Genomic DNA, 12707 nt, shown 5'->3' with positions numbered 1-12707 from the left:
CAGACCCTGGAGCCCCTAGCGGCCCTGGCCCAGCTCTTGATCGTCCCCCCTGGCCAGCCTCCCGGTAGGGTGTGCCCCTCGAAGCGGTCCCGGTCGGTGGTTTGGGGTTGTGGTTGCCGCGTGTTTCCCGCTCGATCCGGGTTGACGTTCCCAGCTCTGCTTCAGCGCTTATTAGGCTGTCCTGGCTGGCTGGTCAGCGGCTAGGCAGTGCCCGCCCCGTGGCCTTTGGGGTGGGTGGGTTGCCGTTCCTCTCAGGCTTGCGTCTGCTGCCGTTGCTCTGCTGCTGCTGCCCTTGCGCCCCTGGGTAGCTCTCGCATTTACTCCGGTCGGTTTCCGCCTGGGTGGTGGCTGGCCTCGTTCTCCCTGCGCCGACTCTGCTAAGGTTTCGCCCCTAGCGGGCACGTTTCCCGGCTTTCGCCTTCTGTATAGCCCCTTCGCGTCTTACGGGTTCCCTTGGCCCCCTTGCCTTTCTATATAATAAGCTAAAAATAGCTTAAATGCAAGCTAAAATCAGCTTAGAATATAGAGAAGTTTCGAGGTGATCTGATGTCTGTTGCCGCCATTGTTGCCGGTTTTGACTGTGTTGGGTTTTCGGGTTCACGGCGGCCCTCTGCTGCCTCCCTAGCAGCCTTTGGCTGGTTGGCTGGGTATGTTGCCCCTGGGGCCGTGGTGGTCACTGGTTGTGCTCGTGGCATTGACCACGCTGCCCGCCAGCAATTCCCATCAGCTCAAGTGTTCCAGGCATCAGCTTTTGGTGCTGGCCGGGGTTCGTTTGCGGCCCGCTCTGTGGCCTGTGTGCGGGCTGTGGCCGCTGCTGGGGGGCTTTGGGTTTCGTTCCCTGCTACCCCCTGCCCTGGGGGGGTGTTGCCCTCTGCCAAGTCTTCTAAAGCCTTCTGTGGGGCTGGTTCTGGTACTTGGGCATCGCTAGCCTTTGCTGTGGGCTCTGGGGTGCCATGCTTGGTGTTCTTGCCTGCTGGCATTGCTGCCCCCGCTGGTTGGGGTTTGCAATCCCTGGGGGGTGGCTGGTTTCACTTTGCTCCCGCCATCGTTCAGCCAAGTCTATTTAATTAGTACAAATGTATTAATCTTTGTTATTAAGCTAATTGTAGCTTAGATATAAGCTACAATTAGCTTATGAGTTCAAAGGCTTGGTCATGGTTACAGCTTTCAATATCCTCTACTCTGTTGCTGCTGTTCGTCGCCTGCTGGGGCTGTCGTCATCGGCCCAAGTCCAGATCCGTGAGTTCTTTAAGGTCATTTGGGTCTGGATCAGGGGCAGGCGCCCGACTTTCATCAGCAAGCGAGTCTTTAAGCAGCACTTTGCAGAATGGCGCAAGTCTCAGAGCAAGAACCTGAAGGTTACAGAGCGCCTAGATCTGGCTAATCACTACACTGTCCGCAACATCTATAAAGACACCGCCTATGTCGTTGAAAAGCGGCCTGCCGGGGTGTTCTGCACTTGTGATGACCTGAATAACCAATTGGGATTTTGGGGCCGGGGCTGCTGTAAACACGGCTATGCAGTCCTAGCTCACCTGGGCTTTGGTTCCCTGCGCGAATACCTCCAGGCTCAGAAAGTAGTGCCATTCCCAGCAGCAGCAGAAGCACCCGCCGCCTACGCCGCTTAGATTGGCACCACCTGGGGCGGAAGTGGGTAAAAGCCGCCCCCGTGAACGACCACACGGGTTTTATTCCCAGAACAAAGGAAACATCATTATGACTACTTGGCACCGTGACACCGCTAAAGAAATAATCCCCGGTTCAACTGTTGAGCAGCAGTTACAGGCCGCTGGCCTAGATTGGGAAGTAAAGCTATCCCCGGTTTATTACGGCCCCGATCGCCAGCACAAAGCCCCTGTTTTTGCTGCCTACCGTGGTGATAACAACGCCTTTTTTGATATTTATGCCAAGCGTAAACCCTGGCAGAATGCCGAGATTGTAGAGACGTTTAACCGCTTTTGTGATGATGCCAACTTGCCCATGACTCACCTAGGTAGTTTGAGTGGTGGCCGGATGCTCTACGCCGCTGCCAAGTTACCCGAACGTATTGCCCCGGCCCAGGCTGTAGGCGACCTAACCGAAGGATATCTACTGCTGGAGGATTCCCACCTGAATGGTAGGGGGCTAAGCGTCAGCATCTACGCAAACCGATTAATTTGCACTAACGGCATGAAGATCCCGGTTAAGGCTGGACAGCGAATCATCGCTCATGTTGGCAGCTTTAACCCTGGCCGAATTGAAACGATTCTGGAGTCGGCCCGTGCAACTCTGCATCAAGAGAAGGAACAAATGACTCAGCTTGCAGGGGTGGCCATCGACAAGGCCGAAGCAACCATGCAGTTGATCGCCGCCTTTGGTGAACCTGGTCAGCCAGTAGAAGAACAGCCCCGTATTGTCCAAACCTGTCTGAAGCTATTTAACGGCATGGGCAAGGGCTCAAATGAGCTGTCAGCCTACAACACCGCCTATGGACTACTGCATAGCGTAACCGAGTATTACAACCATCACACGATCCAGCGGGGCACGATGGCCCAACAGTTTCAGTCCATTCTCAGCGGCAACCGAGGCAAGCAGATGCAGAAATTTGAACGCCAGGTTGTTAGCTGCTACATCAGCTAGCCCACCAGATTGAAAGTTTAAGCCCCTGCCTCTACGACCAAGCTTCAGCAGGGGTTGCAATCCCCAGAACAAGAGGATCTATCCATGATTTTACGCGAACCGCCCGAAATGGCTTATCAACACGACCAGGCCCAGCGAGAGAAGGCCGAGGATGAACGAGCAGAAACCTGGGGTTTTGACGTTCTTGACCTAGAAGCAATGGTCAAGCGTTGGGGCACTAAGGCCATTCTCACAGAACTAGCCGCCATCCACGAACGGGTTAACCCCAATGGCTCAAAAGTTCTGTGGAGCGTCCCCAGCAGCGCTTATCTGTCTGGTGGCTACGACAGCCCAGACCCCTGTAGCTGTGACGAGTTCTAAGCACTGATGGCCAGGGCAGAGCCTATCTGCCCACTCTGCAAACCCTTCACCACGAGAACTAACGATGGACTGTTTATTTTGCCGAGGCACCGGACTGGTGCAGACCAAAAACCCCCACGCCGAAACGGATTTAGAAGACTGTATGGATTGTCGCGGCACTGGCCAGCTAACGCTGACTGACCTGTTGGCCCAGTTCCCGGACCAGCTAAAGCGAACCGCTGAAGGATTGATCGCCAACGAAATCGACATCCGCGACCTGCAAGCTGACCTGGATCGGCTGACTGTGGAGATTGAGACAGCGATCGCCCAGGATACCAGCCTGAAGAACGAGCAACAGCGCAAGGCCAAGCGCCATGAGCTAATGCAGGCCGATAGCTACCAATCCGCCCTTCTAATTCTCCAGCAGGCCAAGGACAACCAACAGCGGCTGAAGATTAAGCGCCAGTACCTAGCCGATCAGTTTGCAGTAGCCAAGCTGATGGCCCAGGAGCATATCGCTGGTTTATCTGCTGCCTAACGCTGACCTGGGGCGGAAGTCTTTACAACCGCCCCGTGACCAACCACACGGAAAACCCCAGAACACCGAAGGACTCCAACCATGTTTCAAAAAGCGACTAAGACCCAAGCTCGACTAAGGTTTGCCCTTTGCGGCCCGAGTGGATCCGGGAAGACCTATAGCGCCTTGGAAATCGCCCGCCACCTGGGCAAGAGCACTGCTGTGATTGACACCGAACACGGTAGCGCCAGCAAATACGCCGACCTGTTTGATTTTGATGTGTGCGAGTTAACCGACTTTCACCCCAGCAAGTACATGGAAGCTCTCAGAGCGGCTGGACAAGCCAGCTATGACGTGATTGTGATTGATAGCCTCAGCCATGCCTGGTTTTGGGAGTTGAACGAAACCAGCAAAGCCATGAACAGTTTTACCGCATGGGGTAAAGTGCGACCCCTGGAGAGAGCCTTAATCGATGCCATGCTGGCAGCCCCCGCCCATGTCATCGTCACCATGCGAACCAAGACCGAATGGGTTCTGGTGGACAGCCCCAAGTCTGGTAAGCCCATGCCGGAGCGGGTTGGTACAGCCCCTATTCAGGCCAGCGGTATCGAGTATGAGTTTGATATTGCTGGGGAGCTGGACCTAAACCACCTGCTGACCATTTCTAAAAGCCGGTGTCCAGACTTGAGCAGTACAACTCACCTGAACCCAGGGCAGGAGTTAGCTAAAAGGATGCTGGCTTGGCTTAGTGATGGAGTACCCGCTCCCGAAACAGCCCTGGAGAAAGGGCAACGCATTAGAGCAGCCCGTGAGGCTGTGGACATGAGTGCAGACGAGGTAAGGCTGATTATGGAAGCCGAGTTTAGCCGCAGTAGCCCAGCTCAGCTCAGTTCTGAAGACTGCGATCGCCTGATCGCCATGATTGAGGCTATGAACTCCGCCCAATCTGCCTAGCTTTCAAGCCCTGGCCCCCTCCCCTGCCAGGGCACCCCGCGCTACAACGCCAGTTCATAACACCGGAGTATTTTCATGACCCGCCGCAAATCCCCCTTAACCGAACACACCCCGATTCGTGCCTCTATCAAAATGTTCCCCAAAGCGATCGCACTGGAAGCCATGCGCGGCATTCAAGCAGGCCGGGAATGCTACAGCGCCAAAGTGCGTATTGCGGATGCGGTAAATCTGTTTGTCTTTCAGGAAGACTCTGTGCAGTCCGGGAAAGAAGTACAGCGCCAGATCAATCGCACCAGGGCCAAGAGGATCGCCAAGTATGTGGTCCAGAACCTTGAAAGCTATATCTTTTCTTCTGTTGTTGTCAGCATTAACGGCAACATTGACTTTAAGCCCATTAACCCAGATTCAAACCTGGGAACGCTCTATGTTGCTGAGGGAGCCAGCTTCATCATTAATGACGGTCAGCACCGGATGGAAGGGCTGAGAATAGCCATACAGGATGCAACGGTGGCCGAGTATCTGATGGATGAAACCTTGAGTGTGGACTTGCATCTAGATTTTGGCCTGGTCAGATCCCGGCAGATTTTTGCTGACCTGAACCTGAATATAAGCAAGCCCAGTAAGTCTACATCCCATTACTTTGACCACCGAGACCGGGTAGCAGAACTAACTCGTGCTGTAGTGGCGGCAGTACCTCAGTTTCGCGGCATGGTGAACCATGAGAAGAACCAGATACCCCTGACCTCCAAGGGGCAGGAAATGTGGACGTTCAAAGCCCTCTATGATGCGATCGCCGCTACGGTTGCAGGGGTGGAGGAAATCGACCCCGACCAGGTGATTGATCTGTGGAAGGGAATTGCAGCTGCTATTCCCGAATGGCAGGCCCAGACCATTAGGAGCACTAGCAGTAAGTTGCTGCGGCTGGATTACCTCTGTTTCAATGCGGTGGGGGTTGCAGCCATAGGAAAAATAGCTAATCAGTTACTTAGGCTGGAGGACACCGCCCCTGCATTGGAGCGATTGGGGTCAGTCAACTGGAACCGCAGTCATAGTCAGTGGCAGCGGGTTTGTATCTTTGATGGCAAGATTCGCAAGACGGCCCAGACGGTAGAGGAAACTGCTGCTGTCATTCACAGGCTGCTTACTCCAACCGACAACCTTGAATCCGCTGCCTAGCTTTCAAGCCCTGGCCCCTTCACCCGCCAGGGCACCTAATAACATCTCCCCCAGAACAGCCATGACCCACTACGTCATTCAAGATGAGGATGCTGATTGATAAGCTAAAATTAGCTTTGCTAAACGCTATTTTTGCCTTACGCCCATGACAGACCCTCGCAGCGCTGCTATTTTGAACGCCATTAAGAACCGTGCCATCGAGCGATGGGGGGCCGAGAATTGGCTGAAAGAGATCGTGCGTGAGTATGTGCGCATTGAGAAAGAGCAGGCAGATCCAGAAGATACCGAGAAGATTACCCCTGTAAATCGCCGCAGCCAAATCCTCAGAGCCTTTGAAACCGGCAATTGCCGACTTGATACAGCTATGCTTTTGGCCGAGTCCGTAGGCTGTCAGTTTCAGCTAGTGTGCAAAGAAGTGCAAGTGGTGGAGTTTTGATTTGCCCCCGGCCCTCCGGCGGCCACCAGCCCCGCCGCGAGATACCCTCTCCTCTCCTTTCTTCTCTCTCCAGCTCCCCCAGAACAGTGAACGGAGCACCCTGGCGAACCTCTAGCACTGGAGCGGAGCGGAAGTGCTACCCTTCGCCTGGGTGTGGAGAGAACGGCTGCGGAGTACCAGAATCTTGAGGTCAGATTAACTTCAATTAGCCTGCCCCCGAAGCGTTGAGGCGATCGCATTCATGATATCTGCCATGCCTGCATTATCCAGGCCACTGATCTGCATGGAGATTTCCTGGTTGGCAGGAGTGCTGAGGGCTATCGTGAGCCCAGATTCTTGAGCAAGGGTACTGAGCAGTGTGAACTTATCAAAGGGGGATAGGCCCTGAATCATTTGCAGGATGGTGTCAAGGCCGACAGGTGAAGCTTGAGTGGTCATGCACCGAACCGATGAGAGTTTCTTGAGGTCGCTTTATATTGCCCCCAGAGCGTAACCGATCCGCAACGAGATCGATTAAAACAGCAAGCTGTTCATTAGGCAGAGCATTGATCATCTCATCGAGATAATCAGGCCCTGCAAGCTGGCCATAGAAGTACCCTTTACTGCCAGGGGCCAACTCTTCCATGGCGTCTAGCAGCTTTTCCAGCGTGTCAGTCGTAGTCGGTTTACCGTTACGAATGGACGAAATCAGGCTGTTGGAGACTCCCGCACGCTCACTCAAATCCACGGCCTTGATGTGGAAGTGCCGAAGAGTCATATCGAAAATGTAACAAATTTTATTCACGGTGTAAATTTGGGTTATATTTTCACTCATGGTGAAAATTCTGCCTCTGGAGACACCCTTTTCCTGAGGCTGGCTCGATTGCTTCACTTTGTCTATCTTATCGAGCTTACCAACAGGGTAGCTCAAATCTACATTCAACTATAGCAATTTCTTTTGCAAGTTGAAGTCGGTATGAACTGCTGGCTGTGTTGGCGATGTCATCCTAGCCCAGCAGTGGGTTGCCATCTAGGTCTAGTGGTAAGATCACGCACATTAACGCCCTGAAAGGAGGTGATGCGTACTGAGAGTCTTGAGAGATCAATCCTTTAAAAGCAGAAAACGTTAGCCCGACCTGCCAAGTCTCAGTGCTAACGCCTTCGCTCTCATCCATACAGTGCCCTGTTCGGGCGACTGAGGGGATTGATTATTTAAATTTCACTCCATAAGCATAGCGCCTACAGATCAACTCTGCAATAGTGCGTATGTTTTGCCTGCCTGCAATTCTTGGCAGCTCTGTATTTCCGCTGATTTATTTTTCGAGAAACCATGACTACTGCAAGCATCAGAGCCGATGCTGTCGTTGGGCCGTACCTACTTACCCAGCCGCAGCCTGGCCCGAAATGCCATAGCAGGGGTGCTCGTCAGTCCGTCTGCCCCCCTTCAGGTATTTTGTCGCCCCCCGTGGAGGTAGCCCCATGACCGCTGCCATCCATCGTCAGCCCGATCCCCTACCAGGGGACCCCTTAGGTCAGAAGCTGTGTGAAATCTTTGGCCGCTATCTGTGGTGCCCCATCGAGGCCTCTTTACCGGATGACGTTACCGCCAAGCCCGAGTGGCAGACCATCACCGGCTATCCCCTGCGGCCCCGAGTGCTGTGGGCCTCCTGGAAAGATGCCCAGACCCTAATTGGGGTGCGCTTTGGCCAAGAAACCCGCTATGGGCTAATCGATATCGATGCCGGGAGCCAGTACTGCAACCCCGATGCGATCGCATCCCTCAGAGCAGCCCTGGAGACCATTGGCATCACCCGCACTATCCTGTTGCGCTCCAGCTGGAGTGGGGGCCTGCACCTCTACATCCCCCTACCCGAGCCCGTCAGCACCTTTAACCTGGCGGTGGCCCTAACCGAATGCTTCAAGGCCCAGGGGCTGACCCTGGGGGCAGGACAGCTCGAAACCTTTCCCAACGTCAAAGCCTACGGGGTGGCCACCTTCATTGAGTACAACGGTCACCGATTGCCGTTGCAACCCGGTAGTGGCTCTTGCCTGCTCGATGAAGCCTTTAACCCCATTGGCGATAGCCTGGATCGGTTTTTCTGGATCTGGGATGGAGCTGCGGCCCACCAGGACTTAGAGGCCCTCGACCAGGCCATGGCAGCGGGTCGCAACAACCACCGCAAGCGGCCCAAGCGCCAGTATCAAGTCACCCAGGCCTGGCGCGATGACCTGGAGATTGAGATAGCCGAGGGCTGGACCGGCTATGGCCAGACTAACGGCATCTTGAAAGCGATCGCCTGCTATGGCGTTGTCTTTGAGCAGCTGCAAGGGGAGGCCCTGGAAGAATACGTCCTTCGCATTGCCACCACCCGCCCTGGCTACGAGACCTACTGCCGCCACATCGGCAACATCCAACACCGAGTCAAAGCCTGGGCGAGAGCCGCCGAGTCCTACTACTGGCCTCTAGGGAGTGAACCCAAGCGCCGGGAAGACACAGTAGGCCCAGACGGTATCCCATTCAACCAGCAAATCTCTGAGGCCGCCCAGGAGCGAATCAAGAGCGCTGTAGAGCATCTAGAGCAGCTGGGACAACTACCCCAAGCGATTACAGCCCGTGCCAAAGCGATCGCCCAGCAAGGCGGTGTAGCCCTCCGCACCCTCTACAAATACCTAACCCTGTGGCACCCCCAGCACCAGGCAGTCACAGAGCAGGAGCCTGAACCTGAAAGGGTGGAAATCCCTTACACAGTGGAGGATACAGCGATTCCAATGGCGGCTGAAGCTCCAGAACCAGATCCTGTAGAATCCAGTGATAATCAGGAATTTCCCACCTCCCCCCAATATATGAAGGGTGCGCCCGCCCCGCAGGGTGAGGCTGGTTCGGATTTTGATTCTTTATCTCCGGGAAGGGGGGTGCGGGGGGATGAGCCTGGTTTTCCACAGGCCCCAGACCCTAACCATCTGGGCTTTTTGGATGACTTTGCTGAGGGCTGTCGCAGGCAGGTGCAGCGGTTGGGCTGGACAGCCGCCCAGCTGGGGCAGTTCATTGCTGACCAGTTTGACGGCAAGCGCCGATGGCAGTTGTCAGATGATGAGTTGATTGCCCTGCTGTACCGCTTACAGGCCGTGGATGGAGGCTGACCCATGCCGATGATTCGAGCCAGGTATCCCGAGGACTGGGACATTATTGCCTTTGGTGTCAAAGACGATGCTGACTGGTGTTGTGAGCAATGTCGCCGCCCCTGCCGTCGGCCTAATGAGTCGGTCGAGGATCTATTCAAACGGGTCCTAGTGTGGCGGCCAGACTTTAAGCCTGCTGAGTACCATGCAGCGCCCCGCCGTTGGTTGCTGACGGTGGCCCACCTGGACCAGCGGCCTGAGAACTGTGAGCGAGAGAACCTGAAGGCCCTGTGCGTGGTCTGTCACCTGCGCCATGACCGCAAGTTTAGGAGTAAGCAGCGGCAACTGAAGCGGGAATGGTTCGGGCAGCTGAATTGGTTGGTGACCACTGATGAGCCTTAGGGGAATGCAGCTATCGATGCTGCCATATGTGGAGCCGCACTGGTTAGAGAACCCTGGGGTCTACTCCGGGACTGCTGAACCGTTATGTTCTGGGGGAGATGTTGTGTCAGATCCAAAGACCCAGGCTAAGAAACGCCGCCATAGTCCCAAGGGCAAGGCCGTTGGTTGGATTAAGGAGCGGCTGGGAAATACCAAGCGGAAGAAGCCCTGTGTCAGCTACTACTACTGCTGGGATGAGCCGGTGAAGGAGGATGGCCAGGTGAGCTATAAGCGGCATCAGGTGTATGTGCCGGTGAAGGCGATCGCCCAGGTGCAGGAGATGATCAACCAGCGGCAGCCAGTGGCGGTGGTGCTGGGGGCGATCGCGAGCACGAAACAGGGCCAGAAAGCTTAACCGTACTGGGCTACTTCCGGGTTGACTCGAAAATCCAGGAATACTGACTCAGGTGTCTATGGTTAATTTCTATGAGTATTTCTGCGGTCTGCCTGAAAGCCCTTGTGTTTTCAGGTGTGGTGGCTGGTGCTGCGATCGCATCGCCTTACCCCTACCCCCAGGTTCCTAGAGCCACGGCAGAGAACCAGCTTCGATGCTTCATGCACATACCTGCAGGCAGCTCCAGCCTCAATCTGGAGTCTCTTTGTGGTTATGTGCCGACCGTGGTTATTCCCGCTGGTGGTGCCATTGGCGGTGGCGGCAGCTCGGGGCCGTGTAACAGTCCCGACGATCGCGCATCCGATGGATCTCGCTGTGGTGGCCGGGCCGCGAGTGTACGCCCTGGTGTCCGGTAAGGATGTGAGCTAAAGGCCAGAACAGGCTGTTTGCTAACAGGGAACCGATCTAGAAATTGGTTTTCTACTAAGAATTTCCCCCAGAACAACTGCCTGGGTCGCTTTCTTTGAGTGAAGACAAGCAGAAAGGCTCAGCCCAAATCCCTTTGTTGGCCAGGCTCCGGCACTAGGCTATGTCCATTTCTATAAAGTATTGGTGTGGGTTATGTTGGCATTGCCAGTTTAGGCAACATAGCATTCTAAAGTTAACAGAAGTCTTGTTTGGGGACTCTTGAGGTAACTCTTTTAAGTTTATATTTGTTAATACAAAAGGGAATGGCAGATGCTGTTAGATATGTTAGCGATGATTTCGCATAATTCGTTTCCTAGCTCTTTTAACCAACAGTGCTTATCAACAATCCAAACCGTTCACTCAGAAATCTCCAATGGCACCAATAGTAGATGGTTTGAAATCGAATATATAAATCAGACAGCGTCAGAAATAGCGATCTCTTTTGACTGGAGCCATCAAAGGGCTCAAAATATTTATAATTCGCCCGTGTTCAGGTCGTATATTGCCAGCAAGTTATTGAAAGACTGTCCTATTGAGAGGGTTGTCGGCTACGGTCGGTCTTTTGAATACGGAAGCGGAATAGATATTTGGTTTGGTTATAGTTATTGGGAAAAATATCAACAGCTAATTGAATTAGATTTGTGCGACACAATGACCTACCCTGTTTTTTGTCAAGACCTATAGTTGGCCTTGAACTGGCGAAACTGCTATTTCGGCCCAATTGCCGATCAGTTCCTGGTACGACAAAGGATTCAAGTAGTACGCTGCTGGACTGACAATGAACTAATTTTTATTGGGAGCTGCCCCGAGTTTGTTATTGGCACCAGCGATTAACGTACCTAGCCCTGGCGGTAGTAAGGGAATGGAACAGAAACCCCATATAGGCCCCTCATTCCACCACCAGCAGATCCCCCCACCGAGTTGTATACCCTGGGGACCGCAGCCTTGCCCGCATCTGCCAGTCTTTCTGTAACCCCTCAGCTGCACAGAAAACTGTCCCAGCCCCAAACTGCTGATTCAGGCTATCCACCACTCGCATTAACGCCCCCCGCCGATTCTGCTGGGCTGGGTCACTGAATAGATCCCCCTGCACCACAGAGGCCGGGCCTAACTCCGTCAGCAGCACCCCAGCTTTCTTGTACTGGTAACCCGGTCGATACAACCGCTCCACAGCCCTCAGTGCTGCCTGCACCAGCGTCAACGTGTCATTCGCCGGTTGGGGCAGCTGCACCACCGCCGAGTTGGCATACTGCGGTTCATCTGGCTTAAACCGATTGGTGGTGATAAAGACCGTCACCACACCAGCTGTTAGCCCATCTCGCCTGACCTTGGCCGCCGCCCGAGCCCCATAGGTGGCCACCGCCTCTTTGAGTTCAGCGATCGCCGTCACCGGCCTGCCAAACGACCGCGATACACAGCAGCTCTTGCGGGGCATCGGGCACAGCTCCAGCGGTAGACAGGGGATTCCCCGCAGCTCTTGCACCAGGCGCACCCCGACGATGCCCATCAGCTGCTGTATCCAGGGCAGATCCACATCCCGCAGCTGTAACGCCGTCAGAATGCCCTGCCGATGGAGGCGATCGCTAAGGCGGTGACCAATACCCCAGATCTCCCCTACGGGTAGAGCGGCCAGCGCCGGTGAGGGGTCAGTCAGCACACAGACGCCGGTGCTCTTTTTAGCGATGTGGTTAGCCACCTTGGCCAGGGTTTTGGTGGTGGCCACCCCTACCGAGACAGGTATGCCGGTCCACTGCTGCACGGTAGATCGCAGCTGCTGGGCAACGGCCTCCCCATCCCCCGGCACCCCCAGGAAGGCTTCATCAATGGAGTACACTTCCAGCTCAGGGCTGAACTGCTCCAGGGTTTGCATCACCCGCTGGGAGAGGTCGCCATAGAGGGTGTAGTTGGAGGAGTAGACCTGGATGTTGTGGTCTCGGATCTGCGATCGCACCTGAAAGATCGGCGTACCCATCGGAATGCCGAGGGCCTTGACCTCATTCGACCTGGCCACAATATTGCCGTCATTGTTAGAGAGCACCACCACTGGTTTGCCCCGCAGCTGGGGGTTAAACACCCGCTCGCAGGACACATAGAAATTGTTGGCGTCTACTAAGGCTATCCAGGGGCTCATGCCAGGAAGTGGATCACCTTAGTGACCACGCCCCACACCTCAAAGTCAGTGCCTGGGTGAATCTCGATGGGGGGATAGGCCGGGTTCTCGGGCATCAGCCGCAGGGTGCCCCCGGCCTGGTGCAGCCGCTTCACGGTCAGGTCGCCATTCAGCACCGCGATGATGACGCTGTTGTGGGTGGCGGTGATGGCTC

The 12707-nt window shown here is 54.9% G+C and carries 16 protein-coding genes; 12 read left to right on the top strand and 4 right to left on the bottom strand.

The annotated features are described in order from the left end of the window. Window positions 1-546: 546 nt before the first annotated feature. The 8 genes from E1H13_RS14995 (at window position 547) to E1H13_RS14960 (ending at window position 6041) form a co-directional block, all read left to right on the top strand. Window positions 547-1071: a hypothetical protein gene (locus E1H13_RS14995; protein WP_169614229.1), complete on the top strand. Its 525-nt coding sequence runs from the start codon at window positions 547-549 to the stop codon at window positions 1069-1071. An 83-nt stretch (window positions 1072-1154) separates the two neighbouring features. Then, entirely contained in the window at window positions 1155-1628 is a 474-nt protein-coding gene (locus E1H13_RS14990) for a hypothetical protein (protein ID WP_169614228.1), read from the top strand. A gap of 88 nt (window positions 1629-1716) precedes the next feature. Further along, window positions 1717-2619, top strand: a complete 903-nt coding sequence (locus tag E1H13_RS14985) for a DUF932 domain-containing protein (protein ID WP_169614227.1) — start codon at window positions 1717-1719, stop codon at window positions 2617-2619. 84 nt (window positions 2620-2703) lie between these two features. Then, on the top strand, window positions 2704-2979 hold the full coding sequence (locus E1H13_RS14980) for a hypothetical protein (RefSeq protein ID WP_169614226.1): 276 nt from the start codon (window positions 2704-2706) through the stop codon (window positions 2977-2979). A gap of 64 nt (window positions 2980-3043) precedes the next feature. Next, window positions 3044-3496: a hypothetical protein gene (locus E1H13_RS14975; protein ID WP_169614225.1), complete on the top strand. Its 453-nt coding sequence runs from the start codon at window positions 3044-3046 to the stop codon at window positions 3494-3496. 81 nt (window positions 3497-3577) lie between these two features. Further along, a complete protein-coding gene (locus tag E1H13_RS14970) occupies window positions 3578-4429 on the top strand; it encodes an ATP-binding protein (protein ID WP_169614224.1) in 852 nt (283 codons plus the stop codon). Window positions 4430-4504: 75 nt separating this feature from the next. Beyond that, window positions 4505-5605 (top strand): DNA sulfur modification protein DndB, encoded by a 1101-nt coding sequence (locus E1H13_RS14965; RefSeq protein ID WP_169614223.1) that lies wholly within the window; start codon window positions 4505-4507, stop codon window positions 5603-5605. A 145-nt stretch (window positions 5606-5750) separates the two neighbouring features. Beyond that, window positions 5751-6041, top strand: a complete 291-nt coding sequence (locus E1H13_RS14960) for a hypothetical protein (RefSeq protein ID WP_169614222.1) — start codon at window positions 5751-5753, stop codon at window positions 6039-6041. A 201-nt stretch (window positions 6042-6242) separates the two neighbouring features. Here the strand turns inward: E1H13_RS14960 and E1H13_RS14955 are convergent, their stop codons facing one another. Both E1H13_RS14955 and E1H13_RS14950 read right to left on the bottom strand, forming a co-directional pair. Beyond that, window positions 6243-6479, bottom strand: a complete 237-nt coding sequence (locus E1H13_RS14955) for a hypothetical protein (protein WP_169614221.1) — start codon at window positions 6477-6479, stop codon at window positions 6243-6245. Beyond that, window positions 6448-6951, bottom strand: a complete 504-nt coding sequence (locus E1H13_RS14950) for a hypothetical protein (protein WP_169614220.1) — start codon at window positions 6949-6951, stop codon at window positions 6448-6450. The genes E1H13_RS14955 and E1H13_RS14950 overlap by 32 nt, the downstream gene beginning before the upstream one ends. A gap of 548 nt (window positions 6952-7499) precedes the next feature. Between E1H13_RS14950 and E1H13_RS14945 the strand changes: the two genes are divergently transcribed. From E1H13_RS14945 to E1H13_RS14930, 4 genes are all read left to right on the top strand, one after another. Further along, window positions 7500-9161: a hypothetical protein gene (locus tag E1H13_RS14945; RefSeq protein ID WP_169614219.1), complete on the top strand. Its 1662-nt coding sequence runs from the start codon at window positions 7500-7502 to the stop codon at window positions 9159-9161. Window positions 9162-9164: 3 nt separating this feature from the next. Continuing rightward, entirely contained in the window at window positions 9165-9542 is a 378-nt protein-coding gene (locus E1H13_RS14940) for an HNH endonuclease (protein WP_169614218.1), read from the top strand. Between the two features lie 103 nt (window positions 9543-9645). Continuing rightward, a complete protein-coding gene (locus E1H13_RS14935) occupies window positions 9646-9936 on the top strand; it encodes a hypothetical protein (RefSeq protein ID WP_169614217.1) in 291 nt (96 codons plus the stop codon). Between the two features lie 71 nt (window positions 9937-10007). Then, window positions 10008-10331: a hypothetical protein gene (locus E1H13_RS14930; RefSeq protein ID WP_169614215.1), complete on the top strand. Its 324-nt coding sequence runs from the start codon at window positions 10008-10010 to the stop codon at window positions 10329-10331. A gap of 941 nt (window positions 10332-11272) precedes the next feature. Here the strand turns inward: E1H13_RS14930 and E1H13_RS14925 are convergent. Together E1H13_RS14925 and E1H13_RS14920 are read right to left on the bottom strand one after the other, a co-directional pair. Beyond that, on the bottom strand, window positions 11273-12514 hold the full coding sequence (locus E1H13_RS14925; protein ID WP_169614216.1) for a Y-family DNA polymerase: 1242 nt from the start codon (window positions 12512-12514) through the stop codon (window positions 11273-11275). Further along, window positions 12511-12707 (bottom strand): S24 family peptidase (locus E1H13_RS14920; RefSeq protein ID WP_240966652.1); only part of this gene is annotated, 197 nt, incomplete at its 5' end. The genes E1H13_RS14920 and E1H13_RS14925, both read right to left, overlap by 4 nt.

The organism is Nodosilinea sp. P-1105 (genome assembly GCF_012911975.1).
GTDB lineage: Bacteria > Cyanobacteriota > Cyanobacteriia > Phormidesmidales > Phormidesmidaceae > Nodosilinea.
This window is presented reverse-complemented; position numbering and strand designations above follow the sequence as displayed.